Origin of the sequence: Mesorhizobium sp. M1A.F.Ca.IN.020.06.1.1 (assembly GCF_004023265.1) — a bacterium.
Lineage (GTDB): Bacteria > Pseudomonadota > Alphaproteobacteria > Rhizobiales > Rhizobiaceae > Mesorhizobium.
On record NZ_RZSR01000017.1, the window covers coordinates 1 to 17,571 of the forward strand.

The window sequence follows — 17,571 nt, forward strand, 5'->3', positions numbered from 1 at the left end:
GTCATCTGAGCATTCGGCAAATGGCTGGTGACGCTTTCGGCATTGAGGCGCTCTGCTTCCTCGGCATACCACTCGACGAAGGAGGCGGCGTAGTCGATCTCGCCCAGCGATTCCTTTAGCGGCTTGCCCTGTTCAAGCGTCATCAGCAGCGCCAGGTCGTCCTTGGCGGCGACGATCAGCTCGAACCATTTTCGCAAGATTCCGGAGCGCTCCTGCGGCAGCGCGGAGCGCCAGGCCGGCAGGGCACGCGCTGCCGCGTCGACAGCCGCCGCCGTTTGGCTTGCGCCGAGGGCGGCAACGAAGGCGACTGTAGCGCCGGTGGCCGGATCGGTGACTGCGAAGCTCGCAGCCGAGTCGCCGGCGGTCCAATGGCCCCCGATATAGCCGAGATCGCGCAGCAGCCGGCGATCGGCGAGACGATCCAGTGCTTCGTGGCGGTGTGGGCGTGCAAAATGCGCGGACATCGTTTGTCTCCCGGTGCCAAGGCGATGCGGAGAGATTAGCCGCGCGACCGAGACAGAGAGGCTTTTTCGGCAGCCGCCAGGAGAGAGATTGTCTCCCATGGCCCGCCGGGCCAGACGATCTGTCCGGCTTCAGCCTGGCAACAGGTCGGCGACAGGCACCACGGACTCCTCCTTCACCGTCTTGGTGACGATGTAGGTGAAGTAGCGGTCGATGCCGATCTCGCGTTCCAGAAGGGCGTCGACAAGCCGTTGATAGGCGTCGATGTCCCGCGCCATCACTTTAAGCACATAGTCGACGCCGCCGCCGACCGACCAGCAGGCGACGATCTCGGCCACGTCGCGGATGACCCGCTCGAAACGGTCGAAATCGGCTTGCCGGTGGCTGGCCAATGTCACCTCCATCAGCACGGTCGCCACCGGCGCGATCGCGCGCATGGCGATCGCGGCGTGGTAGCCCGAGACGATGCCGGCCTTTTCCAGCTTGCGCAGCCGCATCCAGCAAGGCGTCGGCGACAGGCCGACCTTCTCGGCCAGCGCCAGCTTGGTGATGCGCCCGTCGCGCTGGATGGCGTCGAGGATCTTGAGGTCGATCGGATCGAGTTTCGCTGCCGCCATGCCGGCCCCGCTTTTTGTTCCGGACACCATGACGATGCATTATTTCGATTGTCAATTGCACTGATTTCGATCTCTAATAAAGTCATGACATTATGGCAGCCAGATCCTGCGCTCATCCGCCGCCCGGCCTACCTCTCGCTGGCCGATCAGTTCGCGCGCGCCATCCATGACGGAAAGCTCGCCAATGGCGCGCGACTGCCGACGCACCGGCGGCTTGCCGACGACCTGAAACTTTCGGTCCAGACGGTCAGCCGCGCCTATGAGGAACTGATCCGCCGCGGTCTGATTGCCGGCGAGGTCGGCCGCGGCAGCTTCGTGCAGACGCAGCGCCGGGAGCCGGAGCCGCCCTACCTTCCGGAACGGTTGGGCGAGGTCATCGACCTCTCGATCCTGAAGCCGGTCTGCGAGCCGATGCATCTGGAGAAGCTGAAGGAGGCGTTGGGGTGGCTGGCCGAGAACCTGCCGTCGAGTTCGGCGCTGTCGTTCCGGCCGAACATGGTGTTCCCGCGTCATCGCACGGTGGCGGTCGAATGGCTGAAGCTCTGCGGCCTCGACGCCTCACCGCAGAACATCAGCCTCACCAACGGCGCCACTGCCGGCATGACGGTGGCGCTGATGAGCGTCGCACCGCCCGGTTCGAGGGTCGCCACCGAGGCCATCGGCCACCACACGCTGGTGCCGCTCGCCCGCTACCTCGGCTTCAACCTCGAGGGCCTGCCGATCGACGGCAACGGCCTGATCCCGGAAGCCTTGGACGAGGCCTGCCGTCTCTCGGACATTCGCGCCGTTTTCGTCCAGCCTTCGGTCATCAACCCGACGGCTACCTTGATGGACGCCAGCCGGCGCGAGCAGATCGCCGCGGTCGCGCGCAAACATGACATCGCCATCATCGAGAACGACGTGCTCGGGCCGCTCGTCGAAGGCCGGCCTCCGGCGGTTGCCGCCTTCGCGCCCGAGCGGACGCTCTACGTCACCTCCTTCACCAAGATAACCGTGCCCGGCCTGCGGATCGGCTATCTCGCCGTGCCCGACCGCTATGTCGCGGCGGTCGCCAACCGCCATCTCGTCTCGAACTGGATGGCGACGCCGATGGTGGCGGAAATCGCGACGCGGTGGGTGAATGACGGCACGGCTTTTGAGTTGGTCAGCTGGCAACGCGGGGCGTTGAGACGCCGGCAGGAAATCGCAGCCGAAATGCTGGCCGGCGTCGACTATCGCTCCCATCGCGACGGGCTGCATCTGTGGCTCGAATTGCCGGGCGACCGCGCCGAGGAGAGCTTCGTTGCGCAGGCGCGCCTGCGCGGCGTGGCGATTGCCCCGGGCACGTCGTTCCGCATCGCCGACACGCCGTGGCATCCGGCCGTGCGCATCTCGCTCGGCTCGACCACCGAAGGGGAACTGCGCTCGGGCTTGAGCGTTGTCGCCAAGCTCCTGCTGGGCGATCCGGAGCATCTTCTGCTCGCCATCTGATGCAAAAGCGGATCGCCAATTGCCCTGAAATTGTGCAGCGCTCGAAAAATTGTCATGATATTATTTTCCTAATTGACATGATTTAGCGCGTTTCGCATCGTTAGGAGCATAGGCCGCTTCAGAACGGGGAAATGGATTGCCCGCGCCCATCATCAAGGTCGACGCCATTTCGAAGAGCTTCGGCGCCTTCAAGGTGCTGGACGGCCTGTCGATGCAGGTCATGCCAGGCGAGAAGCTGGCGCTGATCGGCCCATCCGGATCGGGCAAGACGACGATCCTGCGCATCCTGATGACGCTGGAAAAGATCGACGGCGGCCATATCCAGATCGACGGCGAGCAGCTCTATCACATGGAGCGCAACGGCCAGCTGGTGCCGGCCGACGAGCGGCACCTGGCCAAGATGCGCCAGAAGATCGGCATGGTCTTCCAGCTCTTCAATCTTTTCCCGCACAAATGCGTCATGGACAATGTCACGCTGGCGCCGATGCTGACCAAGGGCGTGGCGCGAGCCGCCGCCGAAAAACGGGCGATGGAACTGCTCGACATGGTGGGCCTCGCCGATAAGGCGAAGAGCATGCCGGCACAGCTTTCCGGCGGCCAGAAGCAGCGCGTCGCGATCGCCCGCGCGCTGGCGCTGTCGCCAAAGATCATGCTGTTCGACGAGGTCACCTCGGCGCTCGACCCCGAGCTGGTCGAGGAGGTGCTCAATGTCATGCGCAAGCTCGCCGCCGAAACCGACATGACGATGTTGCTCGTCACTCATGAGATGGGCTTTGCCCACGACTTCGCCGATCGCGTGCTGTTCTTCGATCGCGGCAGGATCGTCGAGGAAGGCAAGCCCGATGAGATTTTCCGCCATCCCAAGCAGGAACGCACGCAGGGCTTCCTGAAGAAGATCATCGCGGCCGGACATCGCGTCTGACCGTCATGCCAGGGCGGCGAAGCCGTCCCGAAAGCCAGAAACGGGTGGCAAGGACGCCATCCGAACCGAGCGAACCAAGAAGAGAAACAAGGAGTTGGGAACGATGAAGAAACTTGGCATCCTGGCTGGCGTCGCCGGTCTCGCCGTAAGCACCATGCTGCTCGCCTCCGGCGCGCGTTCGGCAGACGACGCAAAGCTCGAGCAGCTCAAGCAGCAGGGCTTTGCCCGCGTCGCCATTGCCAACGAGCCGCCCTACACGGCGGTCGCCGCGGACGGCAAGGTCTCGGGCGCTGCACCCGACGTAGCGCGCGAGATCTTCAAGCGCCTCGGCGTCAACGATATCGTCGCCTCCATCTCTGAATACGGCGCCATGATCCCCGGCCTGCAGGCCGGCCGCTTCGACGTCGTCACCGCCGGCCTGTTCATGAAGCCTGAGCGCTGCGCGGCGGTCGCCTATTCCGAGCCGGTGCTGTGCGATGCGGAAGCGATGCTGGTGAAGAAGGGCAACCCGAAGGGTTTCAAGAGCTATGAGGACGTCGCCAAGGACACGTCGGCCACTATCGGCGCGCCGGGCGGCGGCACCGAGGAGAAGCTGGCGCTCAATGCCGGCGTGCCGCGCGACCGCGTCATCGTCGTGCCGGACGGCCAGAGCGGCCTGAAGATGGTGCAGGACGGCCGCATCGATGCCTATTCGCTGCCCGTTCTGTCGATCAACGACCTCATCAAGAAGGCCAATGATCCGAATCTCGAAGTGATCGCGCCGGTGCAGGGCGCGCCGGTCTATTGCGACGGCGCCGCCTTCAAGAAGGGCGACGAGGCGCTGCGCGATGCCTATGACGTCGAGCTCGCCAAGATGAAGAAGTCCGGCGAGTTCGCCAAGATCATAGAGCCCTACGGCTTCTCGGCCAAGGCGGCGATGTCGACGACGCGCGAGAAGCTCTGCGCGGCGAAGTAATCTCCCTTCTTCCCGCTTGCGGCGAGAAGGTCACTCGAAGAGCCGGATGAGGGGCGGCGCGCCAGCATTTCAAGGTCAGCGCTGCCCCTCATCTGCCTGACGGCATCTTCTCCCGTGGGCGGGGACAAGGCTGTCGCAGCCTCTCGCAACGACTGCAAACGTTAGGAAAATTTGAAACTCAATGACCCAGTGGTCCGGCTATCTCGGCCTGATATTGCAGGGAGCGCTTGTCACCATCGAGCTGACGCTGATGGGGTCGGTGCTCGCGCTCGTCATGGCCTTTCTCGCCGGCATGGGACGTGTGTCGCGCTTCTTCATCGTGCGCGCGATTGCCACGACCTATATCGAGTTCTTCCGCGGCACCTCGATCTTCGTGCAGCTGTTCTGGGCCTATTTCGTGCTGCCCTTCGCCGGTCTGTCGCTGACGCCTTTGCAGGCCGGCATGCTGGCGCTGGGGCTCAATGTCGGGGCCTATGCGGCGGAAGTTGTGCGCGGCGCCATCCTGTCGATCGGCCGTGAGCAATATGAGGCCTGCACCGCGCTTAATCTCGGCCGCTGGCAAGGCATGCGCTACGTCATCCTGCCGCAGGCGCTGCTCATCATGCTGCCAACCTTCGGCAACAACGCGATCGAGCTGCTCAAGGCGACCTCGGTCGTATCGCTGATCTCGCTTGCCGATCTCACCTTCCAGGCGCAGGTGGTTCGCTCGCAGACCGGCAGCACGCTGATGCCCTTCGTCTCCGTTCTCGTCATCTATTTCGCGCTCGCGCTGATCATCTCCTGGGGCGTGCGCTCGCTGGAGCGCCGCATGGCGCGCGGTCTCGACGGAGTGCGTGTCTGATGGAATGGGCCCGCTAATGGAATGGGATTGGAACTTTGTCTGGGAGATCATGCCGACCCTGATCCAGGGGGTGAAGATCACGATCCTGGCGACCGTGCTCGGCTCGATCCTGGCCGGGATCGTCGGTCTGGCGATCGCGCTGGCGCGGCGCTCGCCTAACCGCACGGTGTCGCGCAGCGTCGGCTGGTTCGCCGAATTCATCCGCGGCACGCCGCTTCTGGTGCAGCTCTATTTCATCTTCTACGTCCTGCCCGATATCGGCATCCTGCTGCCGCCCTTGGTGGCGGGCGTCATCGGGCTTGGACTGCACTACGGCACCTATACGGCCGAGGTCTATCGCGCCGGCATCGACAATGTGCCGCGCGGCCAGTGGGAGGCTGCCAAGGCCTGCAATCTTAACGGCCGCCACACCTGGACGCATGTCATCCTGCCGCAGGCGATCCCGCCGATGATCCCGGCCTTGGCCAACTACTTCATCGCCATGTTCAAGGAGACGCCGCTGCTTTCGGCGATCACCGTGCTGGAGCTGATGAACCAAGCCAAGAGCGTCGCCAATACCTATTACCGCTACATCGAGCCGATGACGCTGGTTGGCGCCTTCTTCCTCGTCATCAGCCTCTGCTCCGTCGTGCTGTTGCGCTGGCTGGAGCGTCGTTACGGCAGGATCGAGAGATGAAAGTCATGAAACTGTTGCCCGAAATCGAGCTGGCATCGACCCGGCCCGCACTCGATGCGCGTCCACTCGAAAAGCGCGTCGGGCTGATTGCTTTGGCCACCGATCATACCAGCGAGGTCGACTTCCGCCGCATGGTGGCGAGCGAGCGGATCGGCGTCTACGTCGCGCGCATCCCCTACGCCAATCCGACGACGCCGGACAATCTGCGCAAGATGCAGCCCTCGCTTTCGGCGGGCGCGGCACTGATCCTGCCGGACGAGACGCTCGATGCCGTCTGCTATTCCTGCACGTCTGCTTCCGTGGTGATCGGCGACGCCGAGATCGAGCAGGCGATCCAGGCGGCCAAGCCGAATGTTCCCGTGGTCACGCCGCCCATGGCCGGCGTGCGCGGCCTCAACGCTTTTGGCGTGAAGCAGATCAGCATTCTCACCCCTTACACTGTCGAGACCAGCCGGCCGATGGCCGCCTATTTCGCCGCGCACGGCTTCGAGATCGAGAGCGTCACCTGCCTCGGCTTCGAGGACGATCGGGAGATGGCACGCATCGAGCCTACCTCGCTCGTCGATCTGGCGCGCAAGGCGACGCATGCGCAGGCGGATGCGCTGTTCGTTTCATGCACCGCGCTACGCGCGGCGCTCGCCGTTCCAGGCATGGAGGAGGCAATCGGCCGCCCGGTCGTCACCAGCAACCAGGCGAGCGCCTGGAACTGCCTGCGGCTTTGCGGCGACGACACGGCGCGGCCGCAGTTCGGCCGGCTGATGACGAAGCCATTGGCCCGGTGAGCGGGCATGCCAATGACCAAAACGGAAGTCACGCTTCAGCATATCCGCGTTGCGCGCGAACGCATTGCCGGAAAGGTCGAGTGGACGCCGACTGTGTTGTCGCAAAGCCTCTCGGATCGCGTGGGCCATCCCGTTCACCTCAAGCTGGAACATCACCAGACGACCGGCGCGTTCAAGCTGCGTGGCGCGTCCAACGCGATCGCCGCGTTGAGTCCGGAGGAAAGGTCGCGCGGCGTCGTCGCGGCATCGACCGGCAATCACGGCCGCGCGCTGGCCCATGCGGCGAAGCTCGAGGGCATGCGCGCGGTGATCTGCATGTCGAGGCTGGTGCCCGAGAACAAGCTCGACGCAATCCGCCGCCTCGGCGCGGATATTCGCATCGTCGGCAACAGCCAGGACGATGCCCAGCAGGAGGTCGACAGGCTGGTCGCGGAGGAGCGGCTGGTCATGCTGCCGCCCTTCGACCATCCCGACATCGTCGCCGGGCAGGGCACGCTGGGGCTGGAGATCATGGAGCAGGTTCCGGACGCAGCAAGTGTGCTAGTGCCGCTCTCCGGCGGCGGCCTGGCAGCCGGCGTTGCGGCGGCGGTCAAGGGGGTGAGCCCGGCCACCAAAGTCGTCGGCGTCTCGATGTCGCGCGGTGCCGCGATGAAGGCGAGCCTCGATGCCGGCCGCCCCGTGCAGATCGAGGAATTGCCGACGCTTGCGGACTCGCTGGGCGGCGGCATCGGCCTCGATAACCGGCTGACCTTTGCCATGTGCCGTGAGCTGCTCGACGACGTCATCCTGCTTTCCGAGGACGAGATCGCCGCCGGCATTCGGCATGCCTATGAGCAGGAGCGCGAGATCGTCGAAGGCGCGGGCGCGGTCGGCATCGGCGCGCTGCTTGCTGGGAAGGTCACTGCGAAAGGACCGGTGGTGGCCATCCTGTCTGGCCGCAACATCGACATGAGCCTGCATCGCCGCATCGTCTGCGGCAACGCTGCACTGACCGAGCGCCCCACATGAGCCGCATGACCATCCTCACCGAAACAGACCTGCGCAAGATCGTGACGCTCGATCTGGATGCGGTCGCCTGCGTCGAGAACGCCTTTCGGGCTTTGGCGACAATGCCGGTGGCGATGCCGCCAATCTTGAGGCTCGACATTCACGAGCATCGCGGCGAGGTCGACGTGAAGTCCGCCTACGTGCCCGGCATAGATGGCTTCGCCGTCAAGATAAGCTCCGGCTTCTTCGACAATCCGAAGCTCGGCCTGCCGAGCGGCGGCGGCATGATGGTGCTGCTTTCGGCCAAGACCGGTGTGGTCGAGGCGCTGCTGCTCGACAATGGCTATCTGACCGATGTGCGCACCGCCGCAGCCGGCGCAGTCGCGGCCAAGCATCTGTCGCGCGAAGACTCCAGCATAGCGGCGATCTTCGGCGCCGGTTTGCAGGCCGGCCTGCAATTGGAAGCGCTGCGTCTCGTCAGGCCGATCGCGGAGGCGCGCGTCTGGGCGCGCGATGCGGCCAAGGCCGAGGCGACCGCGGCCCGCTTGCGCGAGAGACTGGGCATCATGGTGCGTGCCGAGCCGGATGCGGCGAGGACGGCAGCGGGCGCCGACATCATCGTCACCACCACGCCTTCGACCGAGCCGCTGATCAAGGCCGGGTTCGTCTCGGCCGGCCAGCACATCACCGCGATGGGCTCGGATGCCGAGCACAAGAACGAGATCGCGCCGGCGATCCTTCGCCTGGCAGATCTCTATGTCGCAGACAGCGCGAAGCAGACGCGGCGCTTGGGCGAGCTTCACCACGCCATCGAGGCAGGGGCGATGGCGGCCGACGCGGAAGTCACCGAGCTCGGCCAGATCATCGCCGGGAAAAAGCACGGACGACGATCGGCCGGTGACATCACCCTCGCCGATCTCACTGGCACCGGCGTGCAGGACACCGCGATCGCCACTTTAGCCCGCGACCGCGCGCGGGCAGCGAAGGCGGGAACGATTTTCGAAAGCTGAATATGGCCGCGAGGCCCAACAAACGAGGACCAACAAAATGCAGCCAAACCTGAAATTCTCGCGAAGCGAATTTGCCGATCGCCTTGCCAAGACGCGGAAAGCCATGGAGGCCAAGCGGGTCGATCTGCTGATCGTCAGCGATCCCTCCAACATGGCCTGGCTGACCGGCTATGACGGCTGGTCCTTCTATGTGCATCAGGCGGTCATCGTGCCGCCTTCGGGCGAGCCGGTCTGGTATGGCCGCGGCCAGGATGCCAACGGCGCCAAGCGCACCGCCTATCTCGCGCATGACAACATCATTGGCTACGCCGATCACTATGTGCAGTCGACCGAGCGGCACCCGATGGACCATCTCGCCAGCGTGCTTGCCGATCGCCGCTGGGACAAGCTGACCATCGGCGTCGAGATGGACAATTATTGGTTCTCGGCGGCTGCCTTCGCCTCGCTGCAGAAGCATCTGCCCAACGCCCGCTTCGTCGACGCCACCGCGCTGGTCAACTGGCAGCGCGCCGTGAAGAGCCCGACCGAGATCGACTATATGCGCAAGGCCGCCCGCATCGTCGAGGCCATGCATCAGCGTATCGTCGACAAGATCGAGGTCGGCATGCGCAAATGCGATCTGGTCGCCGAGATCTATGATGCCGGCACGCGCGGCGTTGAGGGCATCGGCGGCGACTATCCGGCGATCGTGCCGCTCTTGCCATCGGGCGCCGACGCCTCGGCGCCGCATCTCACCTGGGACGACCAGCCGATGAAGGCGGGCGAGGGCAGCTTCTTCGAGATCGCCGGCTGCTACAACCGCTACCACTGCCCGCTGTCGCGCACCGTCTTCCTTGGCAAGCCGACGCAAGCCTTCCTCGACGCCGAGAAGGCGACGCTCGAGGGCATGGAGGCGGGCCTTGCCGCCGCCAAGCCGGGCAATGCCTGCGAGGACATCGCCAATGCCTTCTTCGCCGTGCTGAAGAAGTACGGCATCGTCAAGGACAACCGCACCGGCTACTCGATCGGTCTTTCCTATCCGCCGGATTGGGGCGAGCGCACGATGAGCCTGCGCCCCGGCGATCGCACCGAGCTCAAGCCCGGCATGACCTTCCATTTCATGACGGGTCTGTGGCTCGAGACAATGGGACTTGAAATCACCGAATCGATCCTGATCACCGAGACCGGCGTCGAGTGCCTGGCCAATGTGCCGCGCAAGCTGTTCGTCAAGGATTGAGCCCGATGTCAGCTCTGCCTCCATCGCCGATCACGCCGACGGTCGATTTCGAGCGCGACGGTGTCCAGCACGGCTTCCTGCGCCTGCCCTACAGCCGCGACGATTCCGCCTGGGGGTCGGTGATGATTCCGATCTGTGTCGTCCGTAACGGCAGGGGGCAGACGGCGCTGCTCACCGGGGGAAATCACGGCGACGAATATGAAGGCCCGCTGGCGCTCTACGAGCTCGCCCGCACGCTCGACCCGAAGGATGTCACCGGTACCGTCATCATCGTGCCGGCGATGAACTATCCGGCGTTCCGCGCCGGCAGCCGCACCTCGCCGATCGACAAGGGCAACATGAACCGCAGCTTTCCTGGCCGGCCGGACGGTAGCGTGACGGAAAAGATCGCCGACTATTTCCAGCGCGAATTGTTGCCGCGGGCGGACATCGTGTTCGACTTCCACTCCGGCGGAAAGACGCTGGACTTCGTGCCGTTCTGCGCCGCGCATACGCTGCTGGACAAGGAGCAGGAGGAAAAGGCCTTCGCCGCGGTCGAGGCCTTCGCGGCTCCGTTCTCGATGCGCATGACCGAGATCGATACCGTTGGCATGTATGACACCGCGGCCGAGCAGATCGGCAAGGTCTTCGTCACTACCGAGCTCGGCGGTGGCGGCACGGCCCGGGCCGAGACGGTGCGCATCGCTCGCCGTGGCATCCTCAATGTGCTTCGCCATGCCGGCATCGTTGATGGTGCTATCGAGAAAAATCGAACTCAATGGCTCGACATGCCCTCGGGGGACTGCTTTGCGTTTGCCGAGGACGAGGGCATGATCGAGACCATGATCGATCTCGGCGAGAAGGTGGAGGAAGGCCAGGTCGTGGCGCGCATCCATTCGACCGGTCGCACCGGCACCGCGCCCCAGGAGATCAAGGCCAGGATGTCAGGGCTCCTGGCCGCGCGCCATTTCCCCGGCCTGGTCAAGGCCGGCGATTGTGTTGCGGTGCTTGCCGTCGAGGTTGACTGAAGCGCGCCAGGTAGAAGCGACGCCGTAACGCCGCCAAGGCCACCTGCGTTACGGCTCGCATTCAACTGTGGAATAGGTAGGCGGCAATCGAGTCCGGCTTCATCTCGATCGAGAAGCCCGGCGCCGTCGGCGGCATGTAGGCCGCATTCTCAATGACACAGGGCTCGAGGAAATGCTCGTGCAGGTGATCGACATATTCGATCACCCGTCCATCCTTGGTGCCCGACACCGCGATATAGTCGATCATCGACAGATGCTGGACATATTCGCACAGGCCGACGCCGCCGGCATGCGGCCAGACCGGCAGGCCGAACTTGGCGGCGATCAAAAGCACGGCCAGTACCTCGTTCAGGCCGCCCATGCGGCAGGAATCGATCTGCACGATATCGATCGCGCCGCCGGCGATGAACTGCTTGAACATGATGCGGTTCTGGCACATCTCGCCGGTCGCAACCTTGATCGGCGCCACCGCCTTGCGGATCTTGGCATGGCCGGCGACATCGTCCGGGCTGGTCGGCTCCTCGATGAAAAAAGGCTTGGCGAAGGCAAGATCGCGCAGCCAGTCGATCGCCTGGTCGACCTCCCAGACCTGGTTGGCGTCGATCATCAGGTAACGGTCCGGACCGATCACCTCGCGGGCGATCCTGAGACGGCGGATGTCGTCGTCGCGGTCGCGGCCGACCTTCAGCTTGATGTGATTGAACCCCTCGTCGACTGCTTCTTGGCAGAGGCGCCTCAGCTTGTCGTCGGGATAGCCGAGCCAGCCGGCCGATGTGGTATAGCAGGCATAGCCTTCGCGCTCGAGGGTGGCGATGCGCTCGGCCTTGCCGGCCCCGGCCTTCCTCAGGATCTCCAGCGCTTCGGCCGGCGCGATCGCATCGGTGAGATAGCGGAAGTCGACGATGCGCACGATCTCTTCCGGGCTCATCTCGGCGACAAGGCGCCAGACCGGCTTGCCGGCTTCCTTGGCCCAAAGATCCCAGACCGCATTGACAACCGCGCCGACGGCGAGGTGCATGGCGCCCTTGTCCGGGCCGATCCAGCGCAACTGGCTGTCGCCGGTCACGTGATGCCAGAAGCGGCTGGGATCTTGCTTGACCCAGTCCAAGTCGATCCCGACAACAAGATGGCGCAGCGCCTCGATCGCCGCGCAGCAGATCTCGTTGCCGCGGCCGATGGTGAAGGTGAGCCCGTGGCCGCTAAGCCCCTCGCTATCGGTGTCGAGGGTGACATAGGCGGCCGAATAATCGGGGTCCGGATTCATCGCGTCCGACCCGTCGAGGCTCTGCGACGTCGGGAAGCGCAGATCGAAGACGCGAAGATCGGTAATGCGGGTCATGCTCGGTGCCTCATCAGATCGACCAGCCGCCGTCGATATTATAGGCCTGCCCGGTGGTATAGGTGGCGCCGGCGAGATAGACGGCAAGATCGGCGATCTCCTCCGCCGTGCCCAGCCTTCCCATCGGCTGGCGGGAGATGAAGGCAGCACGGGCGGCCTCATAGTCGCCCTGCGCCCGCATGCGGCTTTCGAGCGAGGGGCTCTCCACCGTGCCGGGGCAGATCGCGTTGCAGCGAATGCCTTTGCCGACATAGTCGGCGGCGATCGATTTGGTCAGCCCGATCACGGCCGCCTTGGTCACGCCATAGGCGAAGCGGTTCGGCACGCCTTTCGGGGCGCCGGCGACCGATGCCATGTTGATGATCGAACCACCGCCGCGTTCCAGCATGCCGGGCAGCACGGCGCGGATAGTGCGGATCATGGCGCGCACATTGAGGTTGAATGCGAAGTCGAGGTCCTCGTCTTTCATCTCCAGGATCGAGCCGGAGTGGACGAAGCCGGCGCAGTTGAAAAGCACATCGATGCGGCCGATTTTGGCGAAGGCGGCCTGCACGGCGTCGTCGTTCAGCACGTCGAGCTTGCGAGTCTTGATGACCGAGGTGTTGCCGAACTCGGCCAGCGCCGCTTCATTTATGTCGGTGGCGTGGACGATCGCGCCAGCCTTGGCGAAAGCCAACGCGCTAGCCCGGCCGATGCCTTGCGCAGCGGCCGTTACGACCACCACCTTGCCTGTCAGATCAGCCATGTTGTTTTGTCTCCGTCTTCAGCCGAGCCGGGGGCGCCGCTCGACGATATAGATGTGATCGGCGGCCAGCACGACTTCGTCCCGCTGGTTCAAAACCTCGACGCGTTCGATGACGCGCCCGGAGTCCGGCCGCTTCGGATCGTCTTCCTTCGCGGCGATCGTCGTGCGCGTGCGGATCGTGTCGCCGATAAAGACCGGCTTGATGAAGCGCAGCCTGTCATAACCGTAGGAGAAGGCGACCGGGTTGATGACGCTCGCGGTCAGGCCGACGCCGACCGAGAACACCAGCGTGCCATGCGCGATGCGCTGGCCGAAGGGCGTCGTCTTCATGAACTCGGCGTCCATGTGGTGCGGAAAGAAATCGCCGGTGTGGCCGGCATGGACGACAAAGTCGGTCTCGGTGATGGTGCGGCCGCTGGTCAGCCGCGACGAGCCGATCTCGTAGTCGTCGAAATAGGTGACCTGTTCCATGCCGTTCCTTACGGTTTTGCGGTGAGCGGCGTCGCCGGCGCGGCGCTCGAACGATAGGCGGCTTCCACCAGTGCCATGGTGTTCCAGGCATCTTCGACTGAACTGACCAGCTCTTTGTCTTCCCCGGAGGCGAAGCGCTGCACATTGGCCATGCGTCCGACAAAGGCGTCGGGGAACCATTCGCCGGTGAGCGGCACGGCGGCCCAATCGGAGCCGCCTTTAGGGTGGATTTCCAGCACGTCGGGCTCGCCGCGCGGATAGTCGAGATTGAGGCCAAGCCTGACGTAGGCGGCGCCCTCGGTGCCGCAGATACGGAACTCGCAGGCCTGATGCCGGCGTCCGAACTTATGATCGTGGTTGATCGAGAGCGCGCAGCGCACCGTGTCGCCATAGTCGAGGATGGCGCTGGTACGGGTCTGCGCGACCTTGTGATTGGGATGGCCGAGCGTCTTGGCATGCACGCCCTTCGGGTCGCCGAGAAGCTGCCGGATCAGGTCGAGATAGTGGATCGAATGCATGGCGATCTCGACACGCGGCGCCGCGAGCAGGAATTCCCAGAGCTGCCACGGCGTTGCGAGCGCCAGCCAGGCATCGAAGTCGACGACCTCGCCAAGCCAGCCCTTGGCGATCGCGTCCTTCAGCGCCAGCATCATCGGCGCAAAGCGAAGCTGGAAATTCACTGCAGCCTTGAGCTTCTTGGCGCGACAGATTTCAAGGATCTCGGTTGCCTCGCCAAGGTAGTTGCCCATCGGCTTCTGGATCAATGCGACCGCGTCGTCGGGCAGGGCCTTCAGCACCTCGGCGTGCCGGCCGGGCGGCGTTGCGAGATCGAAGATCGCATCCTTGACGGCGGCCGCCTCGTCCACCGAGCCGAATGCCGTCACGCCCCATTGTTCGGCCAGTTTCCGAGCCTTGGCCTGGTCCGGATCGTAGAGACCCACCATTGGAAAACCAGCCTTGCGATAGGCCGGGAAATGCGCATCGCCGACGATCGAGCCGGCGCCGAAGGTGACGATCGGACGCGGCTTTGCAGGCCTTGGCCAGGATTGCGCCAGCGAGGCGGGATCGAAGGCATCAGTCATGGTGGAAGACTTCATCCATCGTCGCCCACCACTCGCCCTCCTGCCTTGTCGGCAAGGGTTCCTGGCATGGCATGCAGACCGACCACCATTCCTGGGTCTTCGGATCGGCGGCCATCTTGGCCATGTCGGCGGCATAGTCGGTGCCGTGATACTCGAAATAGGAGAACAGCAGGTTCTCCGGCCGCTTGAGGTAGATCGAGTAGTTCTTGATGTTGCAGGCGGCGATCATCTCGAGCACGTCCGGCCAGACGGCGGCGTGCAGGCGCACATATTCCTCGACCTTTTCCGGCTTCAGGCCAAGCACCATGCCCATTCGCTGCATTCTCAGTTCCTCCGCTCCGTGACGGTGACGCTGAATTCGACGATGCTCAGCGCCTTGATCGCATCGAAATCCCAGTCGATGCCGAGGCCCGGCTCGTCCGGCGCCAGGGCGTGGCCGTTTTCGATCACCATCTTCTTGCCCGTCAACTCATCCAGCTGCGGGATATATTCCACATATTTGCCATTCGGCACCGCGCAGGCCAGGCTGACATGCAGTTCCATCAGGAAATGCGGGCAGATCGGCATGTCGAAGGCTTCCGCCATATGCGCCACCTTCAGCCAAGGCGTGACGCCGCCGATGCGGCCGACATCGACCTGGACGATGTTGCAGCCGCCCTTCTGCATATATTCGCGGAAATGGCGGATCGAATAGAGTGACTCGCCGACGGCGATCGGCGTCGCGGTCGAATTCGATAGCCGCACATGGCCGTCTATGTCGTCGGCCGGCAGAGGTTCCTCCATCCAGGCGAGATCGAGATCGCGCAGCCGCTCGGCGCGCCGGATGGCTTCGTCGACGGTAAAACCCTGGTTGCAGTCGGTCATGATCTCATAGCCGTCGCCGACCGCCTTGCGCACCGCCGACAACCGGGCGAAATCCCCGGCGCCGTGCGGCTTGCCGATCTTGACCTTCGAGCCGGTGAAGCCTTTCGCCTTGGCGGCCAGCGCATCTTCGACAAGCGCTTCAGTCTCGATGTGCAGCCAGCCGCCTTCGGTGGTATAAAGCGGACAGCGGTCCTTGGCGCCGCCGGCGAGCTTCCAGAGCGGCAGCTTCTGCTTCTTCGCCCTAAGGTCCCAGAGCGCAGTGTCGATGGCGGCGAGCGCGATGGCCGTGATGGCGCCGATGGTGGTGGCGTGCGTGGCGAATTCGAGATCGTGCCAGATGGCCTCGATCCGGTCGGCATCCTCACCGATCAGGCGCGGCGCGAGGTGGTCGGCCAGAAGCCGCATCACCGAAGAGCCGCCGGTGCCGATCGTGTAGCTGTAGCCGATGCCGACCGCCCCGTCGACGTCGGTGATGGTGACGATCGGCGTCTCCTGGCTGACGAAACTCTGGATGGCGTCGGTGCGCTTCACCTTCGGCACCAGATCAACCATTGCAAGCTCGACTTTCTCGATCTTCGCCATCGTCAGGCCCTCAAGGATTTGCCGGTTTCCGCGGAAAAGAGATGCGCCTGCGACAGGTCGAAGCTCATCGCCACGCGATCGCCCGCCCGCAATGGCCTCGGGTTCAGCATCCGCGAAACCCAGTCGCGGCGGTCGAATTCGGCGAACACCAGCGTCTCGTTGCCGAGCGGCTCGATCACCGTCACCGGCAGCTCGATCTCGTGGACGTCAGCGGCATCGCCCGAATGCAGGCCGTGGCCCACGGGGTAGAGGTCGTCGGGACGCAGGCCGAACACTACCTTGTCGCCGGCGTTCACCTTGGCCTTGAAGCGGCCGGGCAGCGGCAGGCTCTGTCCGCCGGAAAAGACGATCTTGCCGTCGTCCACGGTCGCCTCCTGCAGGTTCATCGGCGGCGAGCCGATGAAGCCCGCCACGAAGCGCGTCGCCGGCCGCTGGAAGACCTCGTCCGGCGTGCCGACCTGCTCGATGTTGCCGTCGCGCATGATGACGATGCGGTCGGCGAGCGTCATCGCCTCGACCTGGTCGTGGGTAACGTAGATAACCGTGGACTTCACCTTGGCGTGCAGCTTCTTGATCTCGGTGCGCATCTGCGTGCGCAGCTTGGCGTCGAGATTGCTGAGCGGCTCGTCGAACAGGAAGACGTCCGGATCGCGCACGATGGCGCGGCCCATGGCGACGCGCTGGCGCTGGCCGCCGGAAAGCTGGGAGGGGCGGCGCTCGAGCAGCGCGTCGAGGCCGAGAATGGCCGAGGCCTCGGCCACGCGACGGTCCATCTCTTCCTTGGGCGCGCCGGCGATCTTCAGCGAGAAGCCGAGATTTTCGCGCACCGTCATGTGCGGATAAAGCGCGTAGGATTGGAACACCATCGAGATGTTGCGCGAACGCGGCGGCAGATCGTTGACGATGCGGTCGCCGATCTCGATCGTGCCGCCGGAGATGTCTTCCAGCCCGGCGATCATGCGCAGCGTGGTCGACTTGCCGCAGCCGGACGGCCCGACCAGCGCGATGAATTCGCGGTCGGCGACATCGAGATCGACGCCGTGCACGATCTCCATGTTGCCGTAACGCTTGGTCAGTTTCTTGAGCGAGACAATCGCCATCGGATCAACCTTTCACCGCGCCGGAAGTCAGGCCGCCGACGAGGTGCTTCTGGACGATGAAAGTAAGGAGCAGCGCCGGGATGATCATCACCACCGCCAGCGCGCACATGCCGCGCCAGTCAATGGTGAATTCGGCGGTGTAGTCGAGCAGCCCGACGGGGAGCGTCTTGGAATTGATCGAGCGCGTCAGCTGCGAGGCGAGCGCGAATTCGTTCCAGGAGGTAAGGAAAGCGAAGATGCCGGCCGACGCGATGCCTGGCCCGGCGAGTGGAAACTCGACCTGCCAGAAGGCCTGCCAGCGCGTGCAGCCGTCGATTTGCGCGGCCTCGGCGAGATCCTTCGGCACCTGGCGGAAGAAGCCGTCGATCAGCCAGATGGTGAACGGCACATTGAGCGCAACATAGGCGAGGATCAGGCCGAAATGCGTGTCGATGATGTCGAGC

20 protein-coding genes are annotated in these 17,571 nt (G+C 64.3%); 10 read left to right on the top strand and 10 right to left on the bottom strand.

Annotation, left to right across the window (positions count from 1 at the left end; all coding sequences use genetic code 11):
- Together EOA60_RS01755 and EOA60_RS01760 are read right to left on the bottom strand one after the other, a co-directional pair.
- Positions 1-464, bottom strand: a 464-nt coding sequence (locus EOA60_RS01755; RefSeq protein WP_128311032.1) for an aldehyde dehydrogenase family protein, incomplete at its 3' end; no start/stop codon positions are given.
- A gap of 129 nt (positions 465-593) precedes the next feature.
- Positions 594-1,079 carry an Lrp/AsnC family transcriptional regulator gene (locus EOA60_RS01760; RefSeq protein WP_095823577.1) on the bottom strand — a complete coding sequence of 162 codons (486 nt, stop codon included), beginning with the start codon at positions 1,077-1,079 and terminating at the stop codon, positions 594-596.
- Positions 1,080-1,163: 84 nt separating this feature from the next.
- Between EOA60_RS01760 and EOA60_RS01765 the strand changes: the two genes are divergently transcribed.
- The 10 genes from EOA60_RS01765 to doeB all read left to right on the top strand — a co-directional run bounded on the left by EOA60_RS01765 (position 1,164) and on the right by doeB (position 10,945).
- Complete coding sequence (locus EOA60_RS01765; protein ID WP_095823360.1) at positions 1,164-2,549, top strand: PLP-dependent aminotransferase family protein; 1,386 nt, start codon at positions 1,164-1,166, stop codon at positions 2,547-2,549.
- A 136-nt stretch (positions 2,550-2,685) separates the two neighbouring features.
- Positions 2,686-3,471 carry an ectoine/hydroxyectoine ABC transporter ATP-binding protein EhuA gene (gene ehuA / locus EOA60_RS01770; protein ID WP_067326178.1) on the top strand — a complete coding sequence of 262 codons (786 nt, stop codon included), beginning with the start codon at positions 2,686-2,688 and terminating at the stop codon, positions 3,469-3,471.
- Between the two features lie 103 nt (positions 3,472-3,574).
- The gene (ehuB, locus tag EOA60_RS01775) at positions 3,575-4,426 is read left to right on the top strand and encodes an ectoine/hydroxyectoine ABC transporter substrate-binding protein EhuB (protein ID WP_067326181.1); all 852 of its coding nucleotides are present in this window, start codon (positions 3,575-3,577) and stop codon (positions 4,424-4,426) included.
- Positions 4,427-4,607: 181 nt separating this feature from the next.
- On the top strand, positions 4,608-5,267 hold the full coding sequence (ehuC, locus tag EOA60_RS01780; RefSeq protein WP_095823359.1) for an ectoine/hydroxyectoine ABC transporter permease subunit EhuC: 660 nt from the start codon (positions 4,608-4,610) through the stop codon (positions 5,265-5,267).
- 16 nt (positions 5,268-5,283) lie between these two features.
- On the top strand, positions 5,284-5,943 hold the full coding sequence (ehuD, locus tag EOA60_RS01785; RefSeq protein WP_067002307.1) for an ectoine/hydroxyectoine ABC transporter permease subunit EhuD: 660 nt from the start codon (positions 5,284-5,286) through the stop codon (positions 5,941-5,943).
- A 5-nt stretch (positions 5,944-5,948) separates the two neighbouring features.
- The gene (eutA, locus tag EOA60_RS01790) at positions 5,949-6,725 is read left to right on the top strand and encodes an ectoine utilization protein EutA (protein ID WP_095823576.1); all 777 of its coding nucleotides are present in this window, start codon (positions 5,949-5,951) and stop codon (positions 6,723-6,725) included.
- Between the two features lie 12 nt (positions 6,726-6,737).
- Positions 6,738-7,733, top strand: coding sequence for a hydroxyectoine utilization dehydratase EutB (gene eutB, locus EOA60_RS01795; protein ID WP_095800410.1), 996 nt, complete (start codon positions 6,738-6,740; stop codon positions 7,731-7,733).
- On the top strand, positions 7,730-8,722 hold the full coding sequence (locus tag EOA60_RS01800; RefSeq protein ID WP_095800409.1) for a cyclodeaminase: 993 nt from the start codon (positions 7,730-7,732) through the stop codon (positions 8,720-8,722). The genes eutB and EOA60_RS01800 overlap by 4 nt, the downstream gene beginning before the upstream one ends.
- A 37-nt stretch (positions 8,723-8,759) precedes the next feature.
- The gene (gene doeA / locus EOA60_RS01805; RefSeq protein WP_095800408.1) at positions 8,760-9,938 is read left to right on the top strand and encodes an ectoine hydrolase DoeA; all 1,179 of its coding nucleotides are present in this window, start codon (positions 8,760-8,762) and stop codon (positions 9,936-9,938) included.
- A gap of 5 nt (positions 9,939-9,943) precedes the next feature.
- Positions 9,944-10,945: a N(2)-acetyl-L-2,4-diaminobutanoate deacetylase DoeB gene (doeB, locus tag EOA60_RS01810; RefSeq protein WP_095823357.1), complete on the top strand. Its 1,002-nt coding sequence runs from the start codon at positions 9,944-9,946 to the stop codon at positions 10,943-10,945.
- 61 nt (positions 10,946-11,006) lie between these two features.
- Here doeB and EOA60_RS01815 read toward each other — a convergent pair whose 3' ends face one another.
- The 8 genes from EOA60_RS01815 to EOA60_RS01850 form a co-directional block, all read right to left on the bottom strand.
- Positions 11,007-12,284 (bottom strand): L-fuconate dehydratase, encoded by a 1,278-nt coding sequence (locus EOA60_RS01815; RefSeq protein ID WP_095823356.1) that lies wholly within the window; start codon positions 12,282-12,284, stop codon positions 11,007-11,009.
- A 13-nt stretch (positions 12,285-12,297) separates the two neighbouring features.
- The gene (locus EOA60_RS01820; protein ID WP_095823355.1) at positions 12,298-13,029 is read right to left on the bottom strand and encodes an SDR family oxidoreductase; all 732 of its coding nucleotides are present in this window, start codon (positions 13,027-13,029) and stop codon (positions 12,298-12,300) included.
- Positions 13,030-13,047: 18 nt separating this feature from the next.
- Entirely contained in the window at positions 13,048-13,500 is a 453-nt protein-coding gene (locus EOA60_RS01825) for a MaoC/PaaZ C-terminal domain-containing protein (RefSeq protein WP_095777210.1), read from the bottom strand.
- 8 nt (positions 13,501-13,508) lie between these two features.
- Positions 13,509-14,582 (bottom strand): Gfo/Idh/MocA family oxidoreductase, encoded by a 1,074-nt coding sequence (locus tag EOA60_RS01830; RefSeq protein ID WP_095823354.1) that lies wholly within the window; start codon positions 14,580-14,582, stop codon positions 13,509-13,511.
- Complete coding sequence (locus tag EOA60_RS01835; RefSeq protein WP_095800403.1) at positions 14,575-14,904, bottom strand: L-rhamnose mutarotase; 330 nt, start codon at positions 14,902-14,904, stop codon at positions 14,575-14,577. Before EOA60_RS01835 ends, EOA60_RS01830 begins: the two co-directional genes overlap by 8 nt.
- A 2-nt stretch (positions 14,905-14,906) precedes the next feature.
- The gene (locus EOA60_RS01840) at positions 14,907-16,028 is read right to left on the bottom strand and encodes a mandelate racemase/muconate lactonizing enzyme family protein (protein ID WP_095823353.1); all 1,122 of its coding nucleotides are present in this window, start codon (positions 16,026-16,028) and stop codon (positions 14,907-14,909) included.
- Between the two features lie 2 nt (positions 16,029-16,030).
- Entirely contained in the window at positions 16,031-17,128 is a 1,098-nt protein-coding gene (gene ugpC / locus EOA60_RS01845) for a sn-glycerol-3-phosphate ABC transporter ATP-binding protein UgpC (protein WP_095823352.1), read from the bottom strand.
- Positions 17,129-17,132: 4 nt separating this feature from the next.
- A partial coding sequence (locus EOA60_RS01850) for a carbohydrate ABC transporter permease (protein ID WP_164899162.1) occupies positions 17,133-17,571 on the bottom strand: 439 nt, incomplete at its 5' end.

What these genes read in the sequence shown, in the direction of transcription:
- doeA (WP_095800408.1), top strand. Translation starts at nt 8,760, where the DNA reads ATGCAGCCAAACCTGAAATTCTCGCGAAGCGAATTTGCCGATCGCCTT.
- EOA60_RS01820 (WP_095823355.1), bottom strand. Translation starts at nt 13,029, where the DNA reads ATGGCTGATCTGACAGGCAAGGTGGTGGTCGTAACGGCCGCTGCGCAA.
- EOA60_RS01765 (WP_095823360.1), top strand. Translation starts at nt 1,164, where the DNA reads ATGACATTATGGCAGCCAGATCCTGCGCTCATCCGCCGCCCGGCCTAC.
- ehuC (WP_095823359.1), top strand. Translation starts at nt 4,608, where the DNA reads ATGACCCAGTGGTCCGGCTATCTCGGCCTGATATTGCAGGGAGCGCTT.
- EOA60_RS01835 (WP_095800403.1), bottom strand. Translation starts at nt 14,904, where the DNA reads ATGCAGCGAATGGGCATGGTGCTTGGCCTGAAGCCGGAAAAGGTCGAG.
- EOA60_RS01825 (WP_095777210.1), bottom strand. Translation starts at nt 13,500, where the DNA reads ATGGAACAGGTCACCTATTTCGACGACTACGAGATCGGCTCGTCGCGG.
- ugpC (WP_095823352.1), bottom strand. Translation starts at nt 17,128, where the DNA reads ATGGCGATTGTCTCGCTCAAGAAACTGACCAAGCGTTACGGCAACATG.
- EOA60_RS01800 (WP_095800409.1), top strand. Translation starts at nt 7,730, where the DNA reads ATGAGCCGCATGACCATCCTCACCGAAACAGACCTGCGCAAGATCGTG.
- ehuD (WP_067002307.1), top strand. Translation starts at nt 5,284, where the DNA reads ATGGAATGGGATTGGAACTTTGTCTGGGAGATCATGCCGACCCTGATC.
- EOA60_RS01830 (WP_095823354.1), bottom strand. Translation starts at nt 14,582, where the DNA reads ATGACTGATGCCTTCGATCCCGCCTCGCTGGCGCAATCCTGGCCAAGG.
- eutB (WP_095800410.1), top strand. Translation starts at nt 6,738, where the DNA reads ATGACCAAAACGGAAGTCACGCTTCAGCATATCCGCGTTGCGCGCGAA.
- EOA60_RS01840 (WP_095823353.1), bottom strand. Translation starts at nt 16,028, where the DNA reads ATGGCGAAGATCGAGAAAGTCGAGCTTGCAATGGTTGATCTGGTGCCG.
- doeB (WP_095823357.1), top strand. Translation starts at nt 9,944, where the DNA reads ATGTCAGCTCTGCCTCCATCGCCGATCACGCCGACGGTCGATTTCGAG.
- EOA60_RS01760 (WP_095823577.1), bottom strand. Translation starts at nt 1,079, where the DNA reads ATGGCGGCAGCGAAACTCGATCCGATCGACCTCAAGATCCTCGACGCC.
- eutA (WP_095823576.1), top strand. Translation starts at nt 5,949, where the DNA reads ATGAAACTGTTGCCCGAAATCGAGCTGGCATCGACCCGGCCCGCACTC.
- EOA60_RS01815 (WP_095823356.1), bottom strand. Translation starts at nt 12,284, where the DNA reads ATGACCCGCATTACCGATCTTCGCGTCTTCGATCTGCGCTTCCCGACG.
- ehuB (WP_067326181.1), top strand. Translation starts at nt 3,575, where the DNA reads ATGAAGAAACTTGGCATCCTGGCTGGCGTCGCCGGTCTCGCCGTAAGC.